General features: G+C 34.3%; 27 protein-coding genes. 15 read left to right on the forward strand and 12 right to left on the reverse strand.

What is annotated here, in order from left to right; all coding sequences use genetic code 11:
* Positions 1-57 precede the first annotated feature (57 nt).
* Entirely contained in the window at positions 58-1,239 is a 1,182-nt protein-coding gene (locus B2R82_RS07080; RefSeq protein ID WP_286924194.1) for a YbfB/YjiJ family MFS transporter, read from the reverse strand.
* A 102-nt stretch (positions 1,240-1,341) separates the two neighbouring features.
* Here B2R82_RS07080 and B2R82_RS07085 point away from each other — a divergent pair, with 102 nt between their 5' ends.
* Both B2R82_RS07085 and B2R82_RS07090 read left to right on the forward strand, forming a co-directional pair.
* Positions 1,342-2,220 carry a LysR family transcriptional regulator gene (locus B2R82_RS07085; RefSeq protein WP_286924195.1) on the forward strand — a complete coding sequence of 293 codons (879 nt, stop codon included), beginning with the start codon at positions 1,342-1,344 and terminating at the stop codon, positions 2,218-2,220.
* 296 nt (positions 2,221-2,516) lie between these two features.
* On the forward strand, positions 2,517-2,831 hold the full coding sequence (locus tag B2R82_RS07090) for a hypothetical protein (RefSeq protein WP_286924196.1): 315 nt from the start codon (positions 2,517-2,519) through the stop codon (positions 2,829-2,831).
* Here B2R82_RS07090 and B2R82_RS07095 read toward each other — a convergent pair.
* The 7 genes from B2R82_RS07095 to B2R82_RS07125 all read right to left on the reverse strand — a co-directional run bounded on the left by B2R82_RS07095 (position 2,817) and on the right by B2R82_RS07125 (position 7,412).
* The gene (locus B2R82_RS07095; RefSeq protein WP_376781246.1) at positions 2,817-4,322 is read right to left on the reverse strand and encodes a HAMP domain-containing sensor histidine kinase; all 1,506 of its coding nucleotides are present in this window, start codon (positions 4,320-4,322) and stop codon (positions 2,817-2,819) included. The two genes, B2R82_RS07090 and B2R82_RS07095, sit on opposite strands and share 15 nt — an antisense overlap.
* Positions 4,306-5,007, reverse strand: coding sequence for a response regulator transcription factor (locus tag B2R82_RS07100; protein ID WP_286924198.1), 702 nt, complete (start codon positions 5,005-5,007; stop codon positions 4,306-4,308). The genes B2R82_RS07095 and B2R82_RS07100 overlap by 17 nt, the downstream gene beginning before the upstream one ends.
* Positions 5,008-5,048: 41 nt before the next feature.
* A complete protein-coding gene (locus tag B2R82_RS07105; protein ID WP_286924199.1) occupies positions 5,049-5,636 on the reverse strand; it encodes a DedA family protein in 588 nt (195 codons plus the stop codon).
* Entirely contained in the window at positions 5,637-6,209 is a 573-nt protein-coding gene (locus B2R82_RS07110; RefSeq protein ID WP_286924200.1) for a class I SAM-dependent methyltransferase, read from the reverse strand.
* Positions 6,210-6,728: 519 nt separating this feature from the next.
* The gene (locus B2R82_RS07115; protein ID WP_286924201.1) at positions 6,729-7,013 is read right to left on the reverse strand and encodes a hypothetical protein; all 285 of its coding nucleotides are present in this window, start codon (positions 7,011-7,013) and stop codon (positions 6,729-6,731) included.
* 92 nt (positions 7,014-7,105) lie between these two features.
* Complete coding sequence (locus B2R82_RS07120; RefSeq protein ID WP_286924202.1) at positions 7,106-7,267, reverse strand: LuxR C-terminal-related transcriptional regulator; 162 nt, start codon at positions 7,265-7,267, stop codon at positions 7,106-7,108.
* A gap of 22 nt (positions 7,268-7,289) precedes the next feature.
* Entirely contained in the window at positions 7,290-7,412 is a 123-nt protein-coding gene (locus B2R82_RS07125; protein ID WP_286924203.1) for a hypothetical protein, read from the reverse strand.
* 366 nt (positions 7,413-7,778) lie between these two features.
* Between B2R82_RS07125 and B2R82_RS07130 the strand changes: the two genes are divergently transcribed.
* Entirely contained in the window at positions 7,779-8,141 is a 363-nt protein-coding gene (locus B2R82_RS07130) for a VOC family protein (RefSeq protein WP_286924204.1), read from the forward strand.
* Between the two features lie 128 nt (positions 8,142-8,269).
* Here B2R82_RS07130 and B2R82_RS07135 read toward each other — a convergent pair whose 3' ends face one another.
* On the reverse strand, positions 8,270-8,716 hold the full coding sequence (locus B2R82_RS07135; RefSeq protein WP_286924205.1) for a hypothetical protein: 447 nt from the start codon (positions 8,714-8,716) through the stop codon (positions 8,270-8,272).
* 1,446 nt (positions 8,717-10,162) lie between these two features.
* Between B2R82_RS07135 and B2R82_RS07140 the strand changes: the two genes are divergently transcribed.
* The 4 genes from B2R82_RS07140 (at position 10,163) to B2R82_RS07155 (ending at position 13,650) form a co-directional block, all read left to right on the forward strand.
* A complete protein-coding gene (locus B2R82_RS07140; protein WP_286924206.1) occupies positions 10,163-11,062 on the forward strand; it encodes a hypothetical protein in 900 nt (299 codons plus the stop codon).
* 247 nt (positions 11,063-11,309) lie between these two features.
* Complete coding sequence (locus B2R82_RS07145; protein ID WP_286924207.1) at positions 11,310-11,957, forward strand: TetR/AcrR family transcriptional regulator; 648 nt, start codon at positions 11,310-11,312, stop codon at positions 11,955-11,957.
* A gap of 5 nt (positions 11,958-11,962) precedes the next feature.
* Positions 11,963-12,856, forward strand: coding sequence for an ABC transporter ATP-binding protein (locus B2R82_RS07150; RefSeq protein WP_286924208.1), 894 nt, complete (start codon positions 11,963-11,965; stop codon positions 12,854-12,856).
* Positions 12,853-13,650: an ABC transporter permease subunit gene (locus tag B2R82_RS07155; protein WP_286924209.1), complete on the forward strand. Its 798-nt coding sequence runs from the start codon at positions 12,853-12,855 to the stop codon at positions 13,648-13,650. Before B2R82_RS07150 ends, B2R82_RS07155 begins: the two co-directional genes overlap by 4 nt.
* 60 nt (positions 13,651-13,710) lie before the next feature.
* Here the strand turns inward: B2R82_RS07155 and B2R82_RS07160 are convergent, their stop codons facing one another.
* From B2R82_RS07160 to B2R82_RS07170, 3 genes are all read right to left on the reverse strand, one after another.
* Positions 13,711-14,355, reverse strand: coding sequence for a CPBP family intramembrane glutamic endopeptidase (locus B2R82_RS07160; protein ID WP_286924210.1), 645 nt, complete (start codon positions 14,353-14,355; stop codon positions 13,711-13,713).
* Positions 14,348-14,974 (reverse strand): TetR/AcrR family transcriptional regulator, encoded by a 627-nt coding sequence (locus tag B2R82_RS07165; RefSeq protein ID WP_286924211.1) that lies wholly within the window; start codon positions 14,972-14,974, stop codon positions 14,348-14,350. Before B2R82_RS07165 ends, B2R82_RS07160 begins: the two co-directional genes overlap by 8 nt.
* Before the next feature lie 95 nt (positions 14,975-15,069).
* Positions 15,070-15,678 (reverse strand): TetR/AcrR family transcriptional regulator, encoded by a 609-nt coding sequence (locus B2R82_RS07170; RefSeq protein ID WP_286924212.1) that lies wholly within the window; start codon positions 15,676-15,678, stop codon positions 15,070-15,072.
* 207 nt (positions 15,679-15,885) lie between these two features.
* Here B2R82_RS07170 and B2R82_RS07175 point away from each other — a divergent pair, with 207 nt between their 5' ends.
* From B2R82_RS07175 to B2R82_RS07210, 8 genes are all read left to right on the forward strand, one after another.
* Positions 15,886-16,614 (forward strand): ABC transporter ATP-binding protein, encoded by a 729-nt coding sequence (locus B2R82_RS07175; protein WP_286924213.1) that lies wholly within the window; start codon positions 15,886-15,888, stop codon positions 16,612-16,614.
* Positions 16,611-17,627 carry an ABC transporter permease gene (locus tag B2R82_RS07180; protein WP_286924214.1) on the forward strand — a complete coding sequence of 339 codons (1,017 nt, stop codon included), beginning with the start codon at positions 16,611-16,613 and terminating at the stop codon, positions 17,625-17,627. Before B2R82_RS07175 ends, B2R82_RS07180 begins: the two co-directional genes overlap by 4 nt.
* A gap of 180 nt (positions 17,628-17,807) precedes the next feature.
* Positions 17,808-18,686: an ABC transporter ATP-binding protein gene (locus B2R82_RS07185; RefSeq protein ID WP_286924215.1), complete on the forward strand. Its 879-nt coding sequence runs from the start codon at positions 17,808-17,810 to the stop codon at positions 18,684-18,686.
* 21 nt (positions 18,687-18,707) lie between these two features.
* Positions 18,708-19,421, forward strand: coding sequence for an ABC transporter permease (locus B2R82_RS07190; RefSeq protein WP_286924216.1), 714 nt, complete (start codon positions 18,708-18,710; stop codon positions 19,419-19,421).
* A 6-nt stretch (positions 19,422-19,427) separates the two neighbouring features.
* Positions 19,428-20,138, forward strand: a complete 711-nt coding sequence (locus B2R82_RS07195) for a response regulator transcription factor (protein ID WP_286924217.1) — start codon at positions 19,428-19,430, stop codon at positions 20,136-20,138.
* Positions 20,139-20,147: 9 nt separating this feature from the next.
* The gene (locus tag B2R82_RS07200; protein WP_286924218.1) at positions 20,148-21,581 is read left to right on the forward strand and encodes a sensor histidine kinase; all 1,434 of its coding nucleotides are present in this window, start codon (positions 20,148-20,150) and stop codon (positions 21,579-21,581) included.
* 41 nt (positions 21,582-21,622) lie between these two features.
* Entirely contained in the window at positions 21,623-22,141 is a 519-nt protein-coding gene (locus B2R82_RS07205) for a DinB family protein (protein ID WP_286924219.1), read from the forward strand.
* Positions 22,142-22,490: 349 nt separating this feature from the next.
* Positions 22,491-23,249 (forward strand): ABC transporter ATP-binding protein, encoded by a 759-nt coding sequence (locus tag B2R82_RS07210; protein ID WP_286924220.1) that lies wholly within the window; start codon positions 22,491-22,493, stop codon positions 23,247-23,249.
* Positions 23,250-23,252: the final 3 nt, after the last annotated feature.

Genomic DNA, 23,252 nt, shown 5'->3' on the forward strand with positions numbered 1-23,252 from the left:
TTTATCATACTATAAAAGATGAGTATTTTATAAAAAGGTAAATGAAATAGCAAGATTTCAAAGTGTTTCCAGAGAACTAATTTTTTCATATTTTAATCCGCTAATAAGGCATAAGGCCCCAACTACGATAACGGCTGTAGCGCCAAACAATGCATATTGGTAGCTGTTCGTATAATTGGCTAATGCTCCTGCTAGTGAAGGACCGAGCATTTGTCCCAGGGCATACCCAGCAGTTAAATATCCTAATATTTGATGGCTATTTACCGGTGATATTTGTCTCGCTAATGTTGTTGCAACTGTGGTAATGCCCATAAAGGTTGCCCCAAAAATAAAGGCACTTATATAAAGTGTTATTGTATTTGTTGCAAAGGCTGGTAATACAATGCCAAGCCCTTGAAATAGCATGGAAATCAATAATATTCTAACATAACCATAGCGCTGTGCCAGTTTTGACCAAACAATGCACGAGGGAATTGCTGCAACTCCAACAACAAACCATACAAATGCAGCATCGCCATGAAAGCTTGTAGACTCTTCTGCAATGGATACGATAAATGTCCCTGTAACAATATAACCTAGCCCCTCTAAGCTATAGGCAATAATCAGCCATTTTATCCATATTGCAGGAGGTGCTTTCGGTGAAGCTTTGGCTGTACTCTCCTTTTGTTGTGCACTAGATGTAACAGGTTGTATAAAAATTATAATGAACATAAACAATATGATACAAAATAGTGCTAAGGCAATCCATGTACCATTCCAATTAAAAATAGCATGAATGGGAGATACAATAATCGCACTTAAGGCAATACCCATCCCTACACCACTATAAAAAAGCCCAGATAAATGTGCTTTGCCCATCCTTGCTAATTGATCAAGCACGAGGCTAGCAGCAACTACAAAGATAAACGCGCTCATTACGCCTGAAATAAAACGGAGTACATACCAGACCATAATGGTATCTGTAAAGCCCATGAAAGCTGTTGTCAAAATACTCATGACAAGTGCTATTTGTAAAAAAGGAATACGCTTATCTGCTAGTTGTAAACGACCAGCTACCAATGCCCCTACTAAGTAACCTAGATAATTACTAGTGGCTAAGAAACCTGCTGTCGCTCGACTAAAGGCAAAGGTTTCTTGCATATATGGCAATATCACCGTATAAGAGAATCGTCCAATCCCCATAGCAATCACTAATGCGAATATGCCTCCAATTAAATATTGAAATGTTTGCTTATTCATAATTCCTCTCCCCTCATCCTCACTATAACGAAAATAAAGGTATCACAAATAGAATGAATTTATTATAATAGATATCAAATAAATTGATGGCTGGTGGAATATATGAATATGAATGATCTCTCTATTTTTCGGACAGTCGTGCAAACTGGTAGCTTTTCGAAAGCTGCTGAAGCACTTAATTACACGCAATCCAATATCTCTATGAAAATACAAAATCTTGAGACCATGTATCAGACAATATTTTTTTATCGTGGACACCGAGGTATACGCTTAACACCCAAGGGAGAACAATTTTATGAGATGGTATTAAAAATGCTACATCTCTATGAGAAATCCTTTGAAATCCTACAAAACCCACATGAGCAAAGGGGTCTACTACGTATAGGTTCTATGGAAACAACTGCAGCACTTCACTTACCCGGACTTTTAACCTCCTTTCATAAAGCCCATGAACAGGTAGATATTACAATACTAACAAATCCAACGCAGCAAAATATAGAACGATTAGAAAACTATGAATTAGATGGAGCCTTTGTAACAGGGCCAATTTATAAGGAAAATATTCTTGCAAAGGAATTTGTATGCGAGGAGCTAGTAGTCGTTTCATCCAGCAAGTATAGGCAGATTGAAAGCTTACGAGATTTAGAGGAAAGTACCTTGATTACTTTTCGCAATGGTTGCTCCTATCGAGCCATTTTAGAGCACTGGTTGCACGAGGATGGAGTGCGTCCACAAAATCGTATGGAGTTTGGCACACTTGATGGAATTATTGGCTGTGTTGCTGCGGGGCTAGGTGTAACCATATTACCAAGGGCAATTGCTCAAAAATATATGAAAACACAATCATTATCCCTGCACATACTAACAACAAAGCAAGCTCAAGTGCCCACTTGGTTTATCTATCGCAATGACGAAGTCCAATCACCTGTTCTAAAAGATTTCCTTGAAGCAATCGATGCATATGACTACCCATCGATGTAAAATCTCATTTCAAAAAGGAGCTGTTCGACATAGGAACAGCTCTTTTAGATTGCTTTTAAACCATTTTCTATTAAGTACAAGTAGCCTTCTATCCAGCATGAATACTAGTCAAACATGCATATTTTCTCCTCAATGAAGCAACACCATCCTCAAAGCGAAGATTTCCTATTGTATTCGACAAAATTTAAGCTCTCGCATGAATATGATTTCTTTTTGCCTATCCAAATCGTTATCTTTTGACGATTTACCTCATTTCCATTACGCTTTTATTAATACGCCATATAAAGGAGTAGTACATGGATATATTAATCGCAAGTAATCGCCAGCTACCGATTCGTTACTATGTCGATAAAGCCATTTGGATTCGTCGAGGCGGCTGCTCGATACATCCTCAAATGACACTACCGTTTTTTGTGGAAATCGAAATTAAAAATAGCCTTAACTTACAAATTATCATTGACTATATTTTTGAGTTTCAGCGGCAGTATAAACAGACTGAGCTTCAAATTTTGATAAAAGATGCACATATCTTAACAAAAATAAATGAATTGCTACATTACAATTTACCACATCATCACACAATCACTATTCAGCAGCTATATAACAGGTAACGTGATGATAAAATGCAACATCTTATCCGAATATTTTGCATGTATGTTGCCACCATGCAGCTCGACAATACTTTTAGCAATGGCAAGGCCAAGTCCTGAGCCTTCTGCGACATTTGTTCTTGATTGATCTTTTTTATAAAATCGCTCAAATAAGTTCACCAGCTCTTCTGATGTAAATTCATCACTCTCATTCGCGATAGCAATTATTACATGCCCTTCTTTTTGCTCAAGAGAAACCAAAATTTGACCGTTACCTGAGCTATATTTAATGGCATTCATAAGTAAATTATCAAAAACTCTGACCATTTTTTCAGTATCAATGGAAGCAAAGATTCGTTCCTCCGAAAAATGTTTGGCGAATGAACGATTGTTTTCCTCAGCTTGTGGAATCAGCTCTTCTATTAATTGATCGAGAAGCTCATTGATGCAAACCACTTGTTTCCCCATAACGATATTTTCATTCGTTAGCTTCGTATATTCAAATAAATCATCAATCAAATTTTTTAACTGCTCGGATTTTGAAAATGCGATTTTTAAATATTCATCATATTGCTCCTTTGTCTCATATCTCCCCTCTCTTAACAATCGTAAGTAGCCCATTATCGAGGTTAGCGGTGTCCGTAAGTCGTGTGATACATTTGTAATTAATTCATTTTTTTGTTGTTCAATCTTTCGTTCCATTTCGATATTGGTCATGATTGCTTCAGCCATATGATTGACGTTCTCTGTTAATAATGCAATTTCATCGATGCCTTTTTTCTTTACTCGATAGCCAAGGTTTCCTTTTGCGATTTCCATGACCCCCTTTGCCAGTGCCTCAATCTGTTTCATTTTTCGCTTTGTTAAATAAAAGAAAGATAAAGTAAAAACAGCAATGGTAATAAAGTAAGAAATCGGGTCCCCTTCCGTTGTACTTGTATACAATACCCCTTGTGGAATACCACTAACAAATAAATATAAATTTTTATCCTCAATCGTTATTGGGTAAAAGGTAATATATTCTTGTCGTGATTGCTCAATTGTATGTGCATTGAGTGGCTGAACAATAGTAAATTCCATGACGCGCCCTATCTTATTATGTAAATTAATTTGTTCCTCCTCAGCTTGCTTTGTCTTATACAGCACCTTTCCGCTCTCATCTGTCACTAATACTTTTAATGCACTCTGCTTCATTTCAAGCATGAGATTTTCATCCTCAATCAATTGTCTTAAGGCTTCAATACTATTGTCGTTGATGGCTCTGTCTACTACGTGCTGTACCTGATAACGAATTTGCTGCATACCTGGGCTATAGTCAATAGTAGTTCTCTCATTCATATTTCCAAGCAGAGGAAGTGAAGCTCTTGCAACAATTAGCCCTAGAAAGGCACAGAAAATAAAAGTGGTTAATAACTGAATTCTAAGGCTTTGACGCACCTTTGTGATGGCTTTTATAATGAGCATTTTGATTTTTGAAAATAGGTAAAAAGCAAGCTTACTGATCTTTTTCAATTTTATAACCTACTCCCCATACAGTTTTAATATATTGAGGATTTCTGGGATTGGTCTCAATCCTTTCTCGTATTTTTCGGATATGCACCATTACTGTATTTTCAGATTGGATTGCCTCTTCCTTCCAAACCTTTTCATAAATTTGCTCAGCACTCATCACCATACCTTGATTTCTCGCAAGTAATTCAAGAATGGAAAACTCCCTTGGGGTAAGCTTTACTTTTTCATTATTGACAATCACCTCATGAGTAGCAGTATTTATGCGCATATCTCCAATCTCTATCTCATTTTCGTTCATTGTATCGTGTCGATTCATTTTTATGTATCTACGAAGCTGGGATTTAATGCGTGCCATAAGCTCTAAGGGGTTGAAGGGCTTTGTTACATAATCATCTGCCCCTAATGTTAACCCAACGATTTTATCCATATCCTGTGACTTCGCTGATAGCATAATAATGGGCATCTCTGCTATTTCTCTAACTTTCATACACATCTCAATTCCATCTATCTTAGGCATCATGATATCTAAAACTATGAGATGTACCTTATGCTTTCTTAACAGACTTAAACCTTGCTCTCCATCACCAGCCTCTAGTACATGATAGCCTTCATTTTTTAAGTAAATAGCGATTAGATTTCTAATTTCTTTCTCATCATCTACAATCAGTATTGTTTCTTTCGTCATCCAATCCCACCAATTTCAATCATTATAATTCCTAATTTTAACTATCTTTTAAATTTTCGTATATACCAATAATACAAACAACCTACAATACCAACAGATATACCAAAATAAATACCGTAACGTGTTGCTAGATCAGATATATACTCAATGTGCTTGCCAAAGAATAACCCAAGTGTAAAATACAGCAATGTCCAAATAAAACCTGTTGTGTAGGAATACATCGCATATTTTAGAAAGGGCATCTTATTCATGCCAACTAAGTAAGGAATAATATGTCTAACGATTGGTATAAAATAGCTGATAACTAAAGCAAAATGTCCGTATTTCTCTATTAGCTCCTTGGACTTGACTAAATACTTAGCCTTTTTCTTTTTCAGCAATTTATCTACTATTTTATGGCCAAATCCTTTTCCTAGGAAATACCCTAAAGACAATCCAGATACTACACCTAGATACGTTAGGATAAAGGCTTTCAAGACCGACATTTTTTCCATGGAACCTAAAAATCCACCACTCATTACAATCATCTCATCTGGAAGCGGCATCCCCACTATGCCTAGCCAGAGACTGAAAAACAATGCCCAATAACCGTATTGCTCAATAAAGGATAATAGCTCATTCAATCCCATCTAACTAACCCTCTTCGTTCCCTGTCTACAGTTTAGTACATAGGCTGGTGGAAGATTAATCCACACTTTTTCATGCGTAATAGTATCAAAAAATTGATGGATAAATGATTTCTTAACTAGTGAATATTGGAATGTAATAAATTCTCCTTCCTCTAAACACTCTTTCACATTTTGTAGTATTCGTGAAGCAACGACTGGATTTAAGGATGTAAAAGGCAAACCCGATACAATATAATCGATTGTTTCGATATTTAAGTTCTTCATATACAACCCTAAATTCTCAGCAGAGCCGTAGATTATGATAACATTTGGCTCATGCTCATATTGTTGACGTAGCTTATTATAAAAAACGGTATTATTTTCAATAAGTATTAGCTTAGTAGTATGCGCTTTTCTTTTCATTAATTCTTTCGTAAAGGAGCCTGTGCCAGGACCAAGCTCAACAATACATTGTGCCTTTTTAAAACAAATAGCTTCGACTATTTTTTTAGCTAATTTTTTAGAACTAGGTGAAACAGCACCGATATTTTTTGGATGTTTTATAAATTCAGTAAGAAACGTTATAAATTGCATTCATGTTCTCCCCAATCTGATGAAATGTGAATGTCTTAACTATAACGAGCATTTCTTAAAGATTTAAGAGGAGATTTCTTAAATTTTTCTTAAGAGTTTACATTATTTAGTTGTATTTATAATAAGTTAACTGTGATTTGTTTTCGCGCCATCTATGTATGTAATATTTTAAGTTAATTTTTATTTATTTGTTTTCACCGTACTCTCATGTGGATATGAAGCATTTTTTTCTGGGGTACTTAGGGTACAAAAAAATATACGGACAGGTATATATTGAATCTGAGACCTTTATTTTTATCTAAATAATAAAATCACTCATTTTTATTTGAGTGATTTCATGTTGTTGTAATACTATTATGTCAATGAAATCAANNTTAAAAAGTATAGCCCTTTTTCAAAACGAGGGATTAATTTCCGTTCCGACTAGCTTTGCTCTGCGCGAAAGCGAAGCGTCAGCGACAAAGTGAGTAGCCTGGAACAGAAATAACCTTCATTTTTACATTTGTTCACTTTTAAAATTCACTTATTGAAAACTTCTCTTTTATCCTTCAATACAGTTATTAATAAATACAGGGTAAATAAAAAAATATACAAAATTGTTATATCCAGAAAGTATGTATCTTGAATCTTAAGGTGAAAAGTATTCACAGAATTTAGTAAACCACCTATTACTAGGAATCCCCAAAAAGTCCTTTGTCGTTTTGATTTATTTCTTTCACTTAAATAACTTGCTGATAGCCATATAAAGAAAGGTAGATAGCATACAATTACAAAAGTTAAAATAATCCATCCACTAACCGTCATAGTGACACCTCCTCAAATCTTCATTACTTTATACGAATAGTCTTTTCAATAGTTCCATTTTATTATCCTAAAAAAATGAAATAACCATTCGGCTACTTCATCATTTGTTTCAATGTATTGTTTCTAACCCTAATTATTGTTGTACTGGATAGTTTCATATGCTTACCAATTGCCCTCATGCTATTCCCATTTAAAAGTCTGTTTAGTACTTCAATTTCTCTATCTCCATTTACTAACAGAATACGCTTTTGCACTTCAGCAACCTTTATTTCATACTTACAAATAGTCTCCGATGAATACTTTTGCTTTTGTTGCTTTTACATTCGCAGCAGCTGATGGAAATTCTCCTCTTATTTTCGGGGCTTTCATATAACTTTGATAAACAAGGAATCTTGTCATATTAGATTCACCCTATTTCGCGTTAACTTTCGTTTGAATCTCATGATTAATCTTCCATAGCTTCAATCACAAATTCTCTTAAACTTAAATAATCGTTTTTTAAATCTGATACTAATGCATCCATTTCATCATCACTTAAATCCTCTAAGGCATTTTCTGCTACAAAAGAGTACTATTCTACACTATTGTTTCGCAATTCAGTTACAAGCTCATCAATTTCTTTTTCACTCATTCCAACAACTCCTTCCTGAATAAATTCTTTTAGATTAATCATTAAAGGTGTACAAAATTGAAATAAGATACTATTTAAAGGATTTTGCATTATGAACCCAGAAGTAAGTATCTATATTAAAGGAGGAGAAAAAAATGGTTATAGCTTTACATCACGTTCAAATAACAATTCCAAAAGGTGAAGAAGAAAAAGGGAGACATTTTTACTGTCAAGTATTGGGACTAAAAGAAATTGAAAAGCCAGATTCGCTGAAAGGACGAGGTGGATTTTGGTTACAAGTCGGCAATAAAGAGGTCCATATAGGTACAGAGGATGGCTTTGATAGATTAACGACAAAGTCTCATATTGCCTATCAAGTTGAAAATATCGAACATTGGAAGAAGGTATTAGCCGAACAACATGTTGAAATTTTCGATTCAGTTCCTATTCCTCATTTTGAACGCTTTGAATTTAGAGACCCATTCGGTAATAGAGTGGAAATGATTCAAGAAATTTAAAATGATCTATTATTGTCCGAAATGTTAGTAAAGTCTCTAATGTTCTTAATCCTGTGAAAGAAACAAATAGAATTTATCTAGCTCAACAGTTGAACAGAATTTACCATCTATTCAACTGTTTTTCCTTCCTACACAATATAAACTGCACATTTTCTTTCATTTTGTTCAGTAAATCCTTTTTCTTCTTTATAAGACTCCAAAAGTTCAATTAATGCTGGAACGGCTTCTTCATTCAAAGAATACCTATCATTCATATAAAAGCTTCCTGTATTTGCACTCGCGTAATACCATATATCAATGATTTCTTTCGAGTTATCATCGTATATCACTTCAAGCTTATATAAAGGGCCTTCATCTGTATGAGGTTGTGATGATATAGTGGCATCTTGCATTGCATCTTCAAAAAGTTTTATTTCAGCAGCATTTTCAACTTCTTGTTTATCTAACTTAGCATTTGTACCTTGTCCAATCACAATTATTTTTTGAATTTCACCTGCAAAATCAAAAGTTTTCTTCTCTTCATTATTACAACCGACAAGAAACAACAAAACGAATATTATAAACATTTTTTCCATTAGATCCCAGACCTCTCACTATTTGTTTAATAGATTAGACTTAAAATCTATTAAAAAGTTACAAACTGCCGAAATTTTCATTTACTGTACATTTTCTTTCGAATGACCAATATCAATTTAATTAATTCTTAATTGCACCTAATCATCAGAATTTTTAGCAATTCTCGATTACTTCTAACTCCCATTCATTAATAGCTTGATTCATTAACTCGTTAGTAAATAGAAATTCTCCATTTTCTGCACAATAAAGAACGTCCATTTTTATTGTATACAGTATTTTTCACCTTTTAAGAAAACCCTATCTTCTGCTTTAAAATTTTCTTTCAGAATTACATGGTAAATTATTTTACAATCCATTTTCGTCATCTTTCCTTCTACACATTTTCCTCATATTGTGCAGTTGTAGCTTTGTAAGAAAGATTGTGCATCTATGATAAAGCCTTGAGATGATTTTATCTTAGATGTTTCTGTTAAAATAGATTTAAAGATTGTGAAGAAATCTACAGTAGTTTAGTTAAGCAAGACATATAAAAAAGATAGAAAATTAAAGGAGCGTGGTTCAAATTATAACTTCATTATCCGCAGTGCTTATAATTTTTTTATAATGGCTCTTGTTCTTACTTTTAAACGTCCTTGGTCACTTAATTTTGTGATATGGGGCATGTACTTAGCGATATTTTTTACGCCTATATTCACTCTTGCTGGTTCAATGATTTATGCAGACATAACAAAAGACGGATTTGCAGGAATAGGATTTTTGACTTTATTCGTGCCCCTTGAAATAATTGCAATCCTTATATTTATTGTTGGCTGTATAGTAAGTAAAAAAAAGAAGCAAAGTGAGAATTCATCTAATGTTCCGATATAAATTGAATTACTTAATTAAACGGTCGATTTAGTTGAATAAGGCTCACTTAATTGATCAAACTTCCTTTTAATCAATCTTTTTTAAAATGGAGTTTTTCCATTTATTTATCATCCTCGTTGAATATTTTCTTTCAACTAGGCACTTTTCTTTGAGTTATTTCTTCTTCAACCCACTGCCCCAACATGTAGTGCAAGTCGTTCAGTATCTTTATATATTTAATCTCGCTGGCTCACTAATAATCAAACCCATGCCATCACATTTTTCGCATTTTTTAAACCCTAACTTGAATAAAGATAATCATATTGTGAAGCATTTATCTCGCCTCTCCTACCCATTTTCCAACTAACCACTTTCCATAAGTTAGGTATTCTAGGTTATTTTTGAGGTAATTATAGTCAAGTTTTATTCTATATTTCCACATACTAAAACCTATCTTTTTCTTAAGAGTTAAAGGGGAAGCTTTCACATAATTGATGCTATTGATTTTTTCTACATAAAATAGGCATACAAATGCTTCCAGCAGAATAGAAACCTATATAGAGGTCATTTTTTTCGAAAATTAAAGTGGGGTGTAAAGGATGCTGAAACTACATGATACAAAAGAAATGGTACTCGGAATTGTACAACATGACCCATTATTTGTTGTCTTACAACAAGAACCGCATTTAGAAGAAACTCTTTATAATGATGCTTATTTAGCACATATTAAAGAATCAAGTTATTATTCTATTTCAGAAGTAGCTGGTTGGTTTGACATCACTGATGCGATGCTTCGGTACTATATTAAGCCATTTGAACAGTACATTTTTAATGATGCTACAATTAGCCCAAACACCAATATTCGTTTAAATCTTTCTGCCATTTTAAGACTTCGGATGATTTTATTATTAAAGGACAAGCACCGTGTCAAAGGTCTAAAGCATTTACTAGGGATGGATGATAATGGTCAACTTCCCAACCATCAAATAACTGCAACAACGATGACGAATGATGATTTAGCCAATAAAGTTGATGTTCTCGGTAATGTTCTACAGCAGATAATCCAAACAGGACTCTTTACCATGCAGCCAAATGAAGAGCAGGGGGCCTTACAGGTAGCCATTAATCAAGAATTTCTTACACAAAAAGTTCAATTACTATCCGCTGAGTCAAGTTCTTTTGAAGTCATACAAAAAGAAACAGCTGAGCTGAAACAAGAAAACGAAAATTTACAAAAACAAATTCAAGAGCTGCAGGAAGGAAACGTGAAGACCATCGTCCAAAAAATACGGGAGCGTCATATTGAGAATGAAATTGTTTCCAAATTGCGCACAGAGGCCATACAGCAATTCTCTCAGGAAAGAAAAGTAGGCTTTTTCGCAAAAATGTTTCGTTCCTCTCAAATTGAGCTAGAAAAAGAGCAATTTACATTGAGCTATATTTCAAAGAATTTAGAAGAACGCTTAGAAGCAACATTGAATAATTATTATGGAAAGTAGATTAGACGTTTGCAAAAAAGTTTTAACTCCTCAGGGTAATCCTACGAAGGTTTTGTCCACATGGAAATAATAATTTCTGCCTTCGTCCCCCACCCTGTGGAGTTCCACAAGTTTGTTCTTCATTTTTTAACAATCCTCTTTTGTTCTTCCCAATCTATATCTCTAGAAAAATTATCCACCAATTTTATTGACCAATCCGGTCAATGCGTATATAATCGGCTTAAAATACACAATAAGGAGAAAAAAATTGTTTCAAGCATTTCAAAATTTAGATGATGAAAAACGTTATAAAATTATAAATGCTGCACTACGAGAATTCTCAATTCATAACTACGAAACCGCTTCAACTAATAAAATAGTGAAGGATGCAAAAATATCAAAAGGAATTTTATTTCACTATTTTGGTAGTAAAAAAAATTTATATCTTTACTTATATGACTATGTAACAACAATTTTCACTGATGCTATTAATAACAGCTTAGATTTGGAAGAACCAGATATATTTAAACGCTATAAACAAATCATGATGATGAAATTGGCATTAATTCAGCAATACCATACACTTTTTGATTTCTTAAAAAAGACATATGCTGAAACAAGCTTAGAAGTAAGAAATGAGCTTGATCAATATAATAGTAAGCTCCAAGATTCTTCCTATACTCGTGTGTTCGCTGGAATTGACTATAATTTATTCCATGAAAATATAGATAGGACTAAGGCATTAGATACAATTAAATGGGTTACGGATGGAATCAGTGATCGATATGAAAAGCAATTAAAAAGCAACTTGGATAACACTGAAGCCTTTCATCAACTACTAGAGCAATGCATGGAAGAGGCAACTCATTATTTTGAATTTTTAAAACAATTATTATATCGAAACACAAAGGGGTGAATAGGATGACATTAATTGAGATTAATCAGTTAACTAAAAAGTTTGGGGATTTTTATAGCATTCAAAATGTGAACTTACAGATTGAAAAGGGTGAGGTATTTGGATTTTTAGGTCCAAATGGTGCAGGTAAATCTACAACAATTAGACATTTAATGGGATTTTTACAGCCAACTAAAGGCATTTGTACAATAAAAGGGTTAGATTGCCGAAAAGCTACAGCTGAAATACAAAAATTTGTAGGGTATTTACCAGGTGAAATAGCATTTATTGATAAAATGACAGGACAGCAATTTATTCAATTTATTGCCAAAATGCGAGGATTACATGATCTAACAAGAGCCCATGAGCTGATGCAATACTTTGAATTAAATGCTACAGGTCTAATAAAGAAAATGTCGAAGGGCATGAAGCAAAAAGTTGGTTTAGTCTGTGCTTTTATGCATAGCCCTGAAATAGTCATTTTAGATGAGCCGACAAGTGGATTAGACCCTCTTATGCAAACAAAATTTATTGAATTGATAATAGGAGAAAAGGAAAAAGGAACGACTATCTTCATGTCCTCTCATATGATTGAGGAAATTGAGAAGACCTGTGACAGAGTAGCCATTATTAATGCTGGTAAGATTGTTGCCATAGAAGCCATTGCTGATCTAAAAAAACGCAAATCAAAAAAATTCTTAATTGAATTTCAAAATGAGCAGGAGCTTTCCCGCTTCTTAGAGGAACCATTTACGACTGAGCAAATCAGTCCAACACAGGTGATCATCAAGGTTCAGGGGAATGTCCAAACATTACTTTCAACATTATCACACTATCAAATGATGGATCTCGATGTTATTTCACAATCACTCGAAGATATTTTTATGCATTACTACGATGTAGGGGGACAGGAATCATGAACTTTCCTTTGCTAAAACATGAGATACTAGCCACTGCTAAATTATTTTGTATTATACTCGCAGTATTAATGCTCTATATTATCAGTATTGTTTATATGTATAATCCAGAAATGAGCAACACCCTAAAACAGCTTACGGCTACTATGCCAGAAATGATGGCCGCATTTGGAATGGGTTCTATTGGTGATACGTTAATTGAATTTTTATCCACCTATCTCTATGGATTTTTATTATTAATTCTCCCCTTAGTGTTCATTATCATGTTAGCGAATAAACTTATAATGGGCTATATAGATAATGGTTCAATGGCCTATCTCATTGCAACGCCGAATAGACGCTTAAAAATTGTATTTACACAAGCATCTTTCTTAATTGTTAGCATCTTTATACTGCTCGCTGTGACAACTTTAGTTGCCATAATCTTTTCAGAATTTCTATTTCCTAGTGAATTAGACATCCCTGCTTTTCTTACATTAAATCTAGGTCTATTTTTCTTACACTTTGCCATCAGTGGCTACTGTTTTCTCGTTTCCTGTAGCTGTAAGGATTTAAAAACCTCCTATGCTTATAGTACGGGCTTACCAATTATTTTTTATTTAATAGAGGCGCTAAGCAATATGGGAGGTTCGTTAGAAAAACTTCAGTACTTTACAATCTATTCATTATTTGCTCCAGAAAAATTAATGGCTCAGGATAGCTCGACTATCTGGATGCTTGGAACATTATTTTTAATTGGGCTACTATGCTATACACTAGCTGTTCGCATTTTTGTGAATCGTGATTTGTACTTATAAAATACATGCCAATCTATAAAGCTTGGTTTGAGGTTTAAACCAAGCTTTCCTACATATATGCTACATGGTTGGTGGTAAATAAATATTTAGAAATGTTAGCACGGTTAAATTACCAATATCTACAATAAAATGTGAAAAAATAACCCACCTTAAGCTCTTTGTTTTAAAATATGTAATAGCCCAAACAATACCAGCTAGGCTTAGATAAATATATAAATGATAGGATTTACTGGCAATTGAAAATACACCCCACATAAACGGATGGCTTAACACAAAAAATAAAGTGGAATATACTATACTAAACCATTTTGACCAATCTTTTTTTAGTCCATCTAGTAATACTCCGCGCCAATAAAGTTCCTCAAACCAAGGATTAATGAAAGCAAATAGTAACCATAGTATTAGTAATAAAGCGGAATCAAATAATTTGTAGTTCATTAGTAGAATACTTAACGGAAACATCCCTACTAATAAAGAAATAGTAATCCATAATTTTGATGTATTTGACTTCCTCAGCCAGCTTTTAATTGACCTATCTCCTTTAAATAGGATAATACAGCTACCCATCGAACTCCAATAAACTACTGCCAAAGGAATCCAAGCCCACCCATCTATGTACTGACTAAAAAAAGTTGCGGTTAAAAATCCTATGCCAATAATTATGAATGGTGATAGTAAAAGTGATATATTCTTTTGGCTACTCATTATGATAACTACTTCCTTTTTCATTTATAAAAATTTTCAACAATAAATTGGCGTCAGGGATGGGGCAATCAGGCCATTGAATTTTATTAATAGCTAAGCCTTGTATAAAGGCGTAATAGGTAACAGCCAAAGTTACTGGATTTGCCGAAATAATTTCTCCCTTTTCTTGCCCTGCTGCAATAATTGGCAATGTACACATAACTGGTGATAACGATTGATCTCCTGTTAGTAGCTCTTTAACTTCAGCTGGAATAGCATCTGAGGTACTTGCCTGGATCATGATTAAAAAAAGTAATGTATGCTCTGAATTTACAAAACTATTTAATATCTGCTCGGTCATCCATCTTAATTTCTCCAGTGGTGTTCCCTTAATTGCATTTGCCTGTTGAATAATCTCAATGGAACTATTCGCCGCTTTTTTTACAAGCAATGAAAAAATCTCTTCTTTCGAATTAAAATAATGATAGACAAGACCATGACTTAATCCTGCCTCTTTAGCAATATCACTTATTTTTGTTGCGACCATACCCCTCCTTGCAAAAACGATCAAGGCAGCTTTTAATATTTGTTCTTTTCGCGCATCTCTTAATTCTTGATTAAGCTCTGATTTCCTTGGCATTTCTAAACACCCCTTTTTGATTGACTAGTCAGTCAATATTATTCTATTGTACATTTTCACATTTGTCAATTCAACAAAAAATAGGAAATTCTGTATTATAAATCATTTACGTTAACTTGTAATGCAGCTAAGTTCCCGAAAAAGCGTATTAAGCGAAAATGGATGATGGCCATTTCTTCAACATCCTCATTGCCACTATCGAGCCACTCCTGAATTACTCCTAATATCGCAGAACTTAAAAAAGCCTGTAAATATTGTCGAAATTCTGGATCTACCGTTTCCTCTTGAATAAGAGATAGGCTATTTAAAAGTTGATTACTAAAAACCTTTTTCATTTTATTTATAAAAATTGGACTCCCCTGTTCCCCTAAAAAAACGCGAAAAACCCTTGCATGCCTTTTAATGCATTGAAATATCTCAACAAATGGTTGATAAAGCTGTCCTTTTTTTACGGTGTGGAAGGCTTCTACAGGCTGAACATTTTTAACATAGCCCTCTAATTCATTTAATAGCTCCTGCTGTAAATCCTCCATTACTTCAAACTTATCCGTATAATGTAAATAAAAAGTGCCTCTATTGATGTTTGCCGCTAAAGCTAGATTTTTTACGGTTACTCGTTCAAAGCCTACTTCCTCTATTTGTTGGATTAAAGTCTTTTTGATTGCCTGCTTTGTTTCAAAATTCATCTTTTCATGTATAGACATCGTTAACCTCCTGCTGTTTGATTCTTTACTTCAATCCTTTATATGCTAGCGAAAAATTCCCCTAGTATCAATATAGTCTCATTTTATCTTTTGTACATTTCCCATAAAATCACTTAACACATTTTCTTTATCTGTTGATTGTAATTCCCTATACACTATTTTAAAATTTCATGTATCAACACTGTGTTCAGTAAAGGAGATGGAGATATGGGAAATAATGCGATATTATTAAATTCCATTGAAAAAAGATTTCATCAAAAACAAGTGATTGCACCCCTTTCCTTAGAAATTCCAAAGGGCCAGCTTATCGGATTACTTGGTCCGTCAGGCTGTGGGAAAACAACGTTAATCAAATTGATTATGGGCATGATAAAACCTGATAACGGTAGTATTCAAGTATTAAACTTTAATGTTCCGCATAAGCAGTTGCTGATGGATATCGGTTATATGGCTCAGTCTGATGCTCTTTATTTGGATTTAACAGGGAAAGAAAATCTTCATTTTTTTGCAAAGCTTTTTCGATTATCCAAAAAAGAACGTGCTGAACGAGTAGCCTATGCGGCGGATCTCGTTCGTTTAACAGATGATTTACATAGTAAGGTCATGAATTACTCTGGGGGTATGAAAAGAAGATTATCTCTTGCCATTGCCCTACTCCAAAATCCACAGCTTTTAATTCTTGATGAACCGACAGTTGGCATTGATCCTGTCTTAAAAAAGGAAATATGGCAAGAGCTTATTCGGTTAAAAGACGAGGAACAGAAAACAATTCTTGTCACAACACATGCCATGGACGAGGCAGAACGATGCGATCAATTAGCGATGCTAAGAAGTGGGCAGATTATTGCTTATGGTACTCCGCATGAATTGAAAGACCGTTATCAAGCACAAGATTTTGATGAGGTATTTGTAAAGGCTGGGGGTGACGTGCGATGAGGATTGGTGCGATCGTTACAAGAATTATGCAGCAGATGAAACGCGATAAACGGACACTTGCTTTATTATTTATTGCACCTTTAATTATTCTTTCCTTAATGTATTTTATTTTTAATAGTAATGAGCCTGAGATGACGCTGGTTGTATCGAATGGCCCAGCACCATTCATCGAAAAGCTTAAAACTGTAGATGTTAAAGTAGTGGAAAACAATGATTATTCCTCAGCTCTGTTAAAGAAAGAACAATATGATGGATGGTTAGCATTTAAGCAAAATAATATAAAGCTCACATTATTAAATGATGACCCTTCTAGTACTAAAGCTGTTATTATGAAGCTTTCACAAGCCTTACAGCCTGAACAAGCTTCTAGGATTAATCTAAAGACTGAGTATGTATATGGGGATGAAAATACTGCTATCTTTGATATTTTTAGTCCAATGCTTACTGGCTTCTTTGTTTTCTTTTTTGTCTTTTTAATTACAGGGATAGCGTTATTAAAGGAACGCACTTCTGGGACACTGGAACGTTTGCTAGCAACACCGATTAAACGTTCAGAAATTGTCGCAGGCTATATGATTGGCTATGGTTTTTTTGCCTTCCTTCAAACCATTATTATCGTTGTGTTTGGCATTTATATATTAGATATTGTTCATGTTGGCTCCATTTGGCTTGTTTTGCTAATCAATATTGTTGTAGCACTTGTTTCATTATCGTTAGGGGCGTTGCTATCAAGCTTTGCAACGTCTGAATTTCAAATGATGCAGTTTATTCCGCTTGTCATTGTTCCTCAAATATTTTTTTCAGGCATTTTTCCATTGGATAATATGGTTGAATGGCTGCAAAACATCGGGCGTATTATGCCACTTTACTACGCGGCTGATGCATTAAATGGTGTCATGTATAAGGGCTATGCTTTTCCTGACATTGCTATGGATTTAGTGATACTTGCTTGCTTCGCCCTTGTATTCATTATTCTAAATATTATTAGCCTAAAAAAATATCGATCCTTATAATGCATTTAGAAGAGTTCTACCATATCCCGGGTAGAGCTCTTTTTTATAGAATGACCAAAAATAGAAAATTACCCCACTATTTTCATAGTAAAAGAGCAGATATTCATCTATACTAGTTTTACAATTAGTGTCATCATACATAGGTGTTTCTAAATATCAATAAAAGTAAAGGGGTATAAAATGAAGATTATGATGGAAATACAGAAAATCTCTAAACAATACAAAGGCAAAAAGATTTTAGAGAATGCTTGCTTATCAATTTATGCCCACCAAATCATAGCTCTTGTAGGAAAGAACGGATCTGGAAAGAGCACTCTTTTAAAGATCATTGCTGGATTAATAGATGCAGACAGTGGTGCAGTTATTAAACACCAGCAATCTTTAAAGATTGGGTATGTGCCAGAGGTGACACCTTCACATATTTTATTTACGCCAGAAGAATATCTTTTTCATATGGGCCGTATTCGAGGAATGGAGCCAAAAAAATTACAGCAAAAAATTGATGATTTACTAGAAATGTTTCATTTACAGGAATCAAGGAATAGTCGAATCATTCATTTTTCAAAAGGTATGAAGCAAAAGGTAATGATTATGCAGGCAATGCTTGAACATACAGATTTACTAATTTTGGATGAGCCATTATCTGGTCTTGATCCAAAGGCACAGAGTGATCTAGAAGAAACCCTTTCTATTTTAAAAGACAACGGTTTGAGCATCGTCCTCACCTGCCATGAAACGAAATTGCTTCAGCATCTTGTTGACACCGTTTTTGTTATTCAGAATAATAAAATTATCCAGACAGATTCATTCTCTTCCAATCATACACAGCGCAATAGATTAATTTTTGAGATTGCCGATCCAGCACTATTGGAAAACCTTTTACCTTTCCTTGATATTCAACAGCAAAATCAGGTAAATTCTAACCATTTTGAGATTGTTACTATCATCAAATTAGAGGATACCAACCAAATTTTAGAGGACCTTCTACGCAAACATGCCTCCATTAAACAATTAATGCCAATCAACTATCAGGAGGAACATCTCTATCGCCAATTTTAACGAGGAGGAATAGATAATAGAATGCTCAGTTTATTACGCTATCAATTTATCAATTATTTAAGGACTTTTCAATATGTCCCACCTTTTTCAATTTTTGTGTTATGTCTTGTCGTCAATTATACCTTTGTTCCGAATCCTATATTAGATAGCTATTCATTCACAGCCATTATACTCTTTTTTCTAATGGGATGGTTTACGGTCACACTGTTTCACGCGGAGGACGAGGAGCAAAAAGTAATCACAACGCTACATGCTAAAAGTCGAACACAATACAATTTAGCCATTTTTAGTATTTGTGGACTGCTTGCATTAGGCTTCAGCTTGATATCAGTACTTTACCCTATTTTAATTGGTGCCTTTGGAGAAACACCAAGATCAATACATCTTTTACTAGGCTTCCTCTCTCACTTTAGTTTAGCTTTACTAGCCATTGCACTTTCAGCTATCTTTACAAGAGAGCTTATAAAAAATAAGCACAATACTTGGTGGGGTGTGCTAGGCATCTTACTTATCTCTATTGTAGGTGCTACCTTACACGACACAATTTCGCAAGTGAAAGGTCTTACTTGGCTGCTTCCACCTGTCCGTCTTTCGTTAGAAATGATGGATTCAGAAGATTCCATAAAAGCCATACCAAGCATTTTTTATTGGCAGTTTGCTTGGATCTTTATTTATGCGTGCCTAGTCATTCTGTTATTCTTCCTCCTAGCTAATCGAAAACCACTGAGGAGATAAATGTCTATGTTAAAAAAAGCAAAAGTCCTAATTATAGAGGATGAAGGTGATATTGCTACTATCATTAGGGACTATTTAAGTGTCAATCATTTTGAGCCTTATATTGTTCAAACTGGACAAGAGGCTATTCAAACTATAAAAAATTGCCCTCCTGATTTTATTATACTTGACCTATCTCTCCCTGATTATGATGGCATCGAATTATGTCGTCAAATTCGTGAAAATTGTAATGTTGCCCTATTAATTTTAAGTGCTCGTAGCAGTGATACTGATAAGGTTCTAGGTCTGGGATTCGGTGCAGATGATTATATGACGAAGCCCTTCTCGTTAAGTGAGCTAGTAGCAAGGATAAAAGCGCATTTACGGAAACAAGATCGATGGCTGCTAGATAATACAGAAAAGGTGGATCTGATTCAAATCGATCAGATGATTATCAATAAAAACGAGTATACCTTTTCCCTTAATCAAAAGCATATTCCTCTATCGGCAAAAGAATTTGAAATCCTTTATTTTCTAATGAAAAATAGTAATCAGGTGTTCTCCAAAGCGCAGCTGCTTGATGCTGTTTGGGGCTATGACACATACGGTGATGAAAATACAATAACCGTTTATATTAGACGTCTACGTGAAAAAATTGAAGTCAATCCATCTTGTCCAGTCTACCTTCAAACTGTTTGGGGTGTTGGTTATAAATTTAGTACTCAAAATCATTCGTAGGAGAACCTAATGTATTTAAAAATTTGGATGAAGAAATGGCTATGGTCTATACTAATTTGTGTTTTTCTATTATTTACTTGTTTCCTTCTATTACTGCTTACTACTGTTAAACAAAATAAGGCACCTTCAAATGAATACGTTATCAATCAAATTCGCCTACAGGTAAATAATGTTTTATTGTACATAGAAGACCATTTTACAAGTCTTGAACAAAATTTAAATTTACGCAATTCCCTTCAAGAAATGAGCAATAGCCAAGATATAGAAATCACAGTCGTTCAATTAGATGGGAGGATTATTTTTAATTCCATAGAAGAAGACCCTTCACAGTTTATCAGCTTAAAAGACGATTTACATTATGATTTATTTACATCACAACAACTCGCTGGAAAAATTAAAATTGCTTTTCCCATAATTAATGACAAGCAAGAACAAATTGGTAACGCTGTTTTCACCATTGATCAAAATATTCTCTTACCTGTAAAGCGCTCTAATCATTTTATGATAATCGTTATAAGTGGTTTCTTATGCTTGTTTATTATTGGGCTTGCCTTGTACATGATACGGAAGGCTAATAAGGAAATCTTACTGCCTTTACATAATTTGAAGAAAAGTACAGAGGAAATTGTAAAAGGTAATTATGAACAGGAAACGGTGTATCCGAGAATAGATGAAATTGGAGATTTGTATGCGGTATTTGATCAAATGCGCTTAGAAATAAAAAATCTTACGCTCCAACGAGATGAACAGGAGCAAAACCAAAAAAAGCTTATATCTAGTATTTCACATGAAGTAAGAACACCTCTAACAACAATAAAAGCTTATTTGGATGCTATTTCGGAGGGAATTTGTCCTGACATGGATTCGCTTATGTCATATATTCAAATCATGCAAACAAATACTGAAAAAATGTCTAGACTCATTGATGATTTATTTATTCACACGTTGAAGGAGCTTGGACATATCCCAGTTAACTTAACAGAGCGATATAGCAAAGATGTTTTTACGAATATTTTGCATCCCATTCATCATTACGTCCAAACGACTGGCATTCATTTTATCGAGCCTGAGTATATTCCTAATGTCCTTATTCGAGCAGACGAGCATCGACTAGAGCAGGTGCTTTCAAACCTTATTACGAATGCACTAAAGCATACCTCTAAAGGCGATTCCATAACCGTTTCCATCAATATTAAAAACCAATTACTATACATTAATGTCATAGATAATGGTAATGGAATGCTACCTGAGGATATGCCTTTTATTTTTGAACGCTACTTCAGAGGTATTCAAGCAACTGGTGAGACTGTTGTGAAAAATGAAGGAGCTGGACTCGGATTGTCTATTTGTAAGCATATTATGGACGCGCATAATGGTTCTATTTCATTTAAAAGCAAACAAAATAGAGGAACAACATTTACATTAACCCTGCCTATTATTTAAATTTCCAAGAGGGTAATTTCGAAAAATTAAGAATATAAATAATGAAAGTCAGAAAAAAATTGGAGAGTGAAGACATGATTCATGACATAAAGGAATATGTAAAATATTTAGATGGTATTCATAAACGAACGATGCAATATATGAAAGCAATACCTGATGAACTTTTAGAGTGGAAGCCCTCTGAAGATAAATTTTCTATAGGTGATTTATTGCGGCATATCGCATCAGCTCGTTTAATGTTTCTTGGAATATTTGAACATGGCTCGTGGACGTACACAGGACATGATACTAGTAATGGGGCTTCCTTAGAGGAAATTTCTAATTATTTAGAGTCATGTCAAACTAAATTAACAGAGGGGCTATTGAAAATTGGTAACGATGTGTTGTCCAAAAAGGTTTTAACACTTCATGGTCATGAGGTAAGTGCTTGGAGAATACTTATGTCGATTCCCGAACATGAAATCCATCATCGTGGACAAATCTCAGCATATTTACAAATGAACAACATTGAACCGCCTCAAATTTTTGGATTAAAAATTGAGCAAGTGAAAACATTATAATTTTATGAAAGAGCTTTGGACATCATCTTCTATCCAAAGCTTATTTTTGTCTTTATAATCATGCCTCTACATAATTCATGTTGTTGAAAAACTATAATGTCAATGAAATTAAAGTGACCTTTTAAATAAAGTATGACTTTTGCAAAAATAGGGGTTGATTTCCGTTCCGACTGGTCGCTTTGCTTTCGCTACAGATAAACAATGCGTCTGGAATCGGCTTTGTGCTTTCATAAAATACGATTTTCAAATCTTCTAGTTCTTGTAATAATTTATTAATAATTTAATAAGGACCTTATAATAAATCCCCCTTACACTAAAAGAAATAAAATCAAATGGAGGAGGTATTCTCTTGGAAAAAGAGGTACTTATTCGTGCTCACAATCTATGTAAGACATATTCCACAGGGAGTGAGCAATTTCACGCAATAAAAAATATTAATATCGAAATATACAAAGGAGATTTTACGGTCATTATGGGAAACTCCGGTTCGGGTAAATCGACACTGCTCTATCTTTTAAGTGGTCTTGATTCTATTACGACTGGTGAAGTTTATTTTCATGGAGAAAGGCTGGATACATTTACCGAACAGCAGATAGCTACATTTCGCTCTAAAAAGATAGGATATGTCTATCAAAGTAGTAATCTCGTCCCGGATATGACATTGCTAGAAAATATCACCCTCCCAGGATATATTGCAAAATACCCTAAAAAAGATGTGATAAAAAAAGCGGAGATGCTATTACATAAAATGGGACTTGAGGAGCAATGGAATCGTTTACCTTCGCAAACCTCTGGTGGACAGCAACAAAGAGCTGCTATTGCAAGAGCATTAGTCAATGACCCAGAGATTCTATTTGCAGATGAACCAACTGGTAGTTTAAATTACGATCATGGTGTAGCTATCTTAGATATTTTAACGGATTTAAACAAAAAAGGTCAGTCTGTCGTGATGATAACGCATGATATTAAAGCGGCTTGTCGTGCAAATCGTCTTATTATCATTCAGGATGGAAAAATTGGAGGTATTTTAGACTTCGATCAATACGATGATGCTAGCATACAAGAGCGTGAACATATTATCTTTTCTTATGTCACGGGAAAGGAGTAAAAC

The organism is Lysinibacillus sp. UBA6686, from assembly GCF_002455205.1.
Lineage (GTDB): Bacteria > Bacillota > Bacilli > Bacillales_A > Planococcaceae > Lysinibacillus > Lysinibacillus pakistanensis.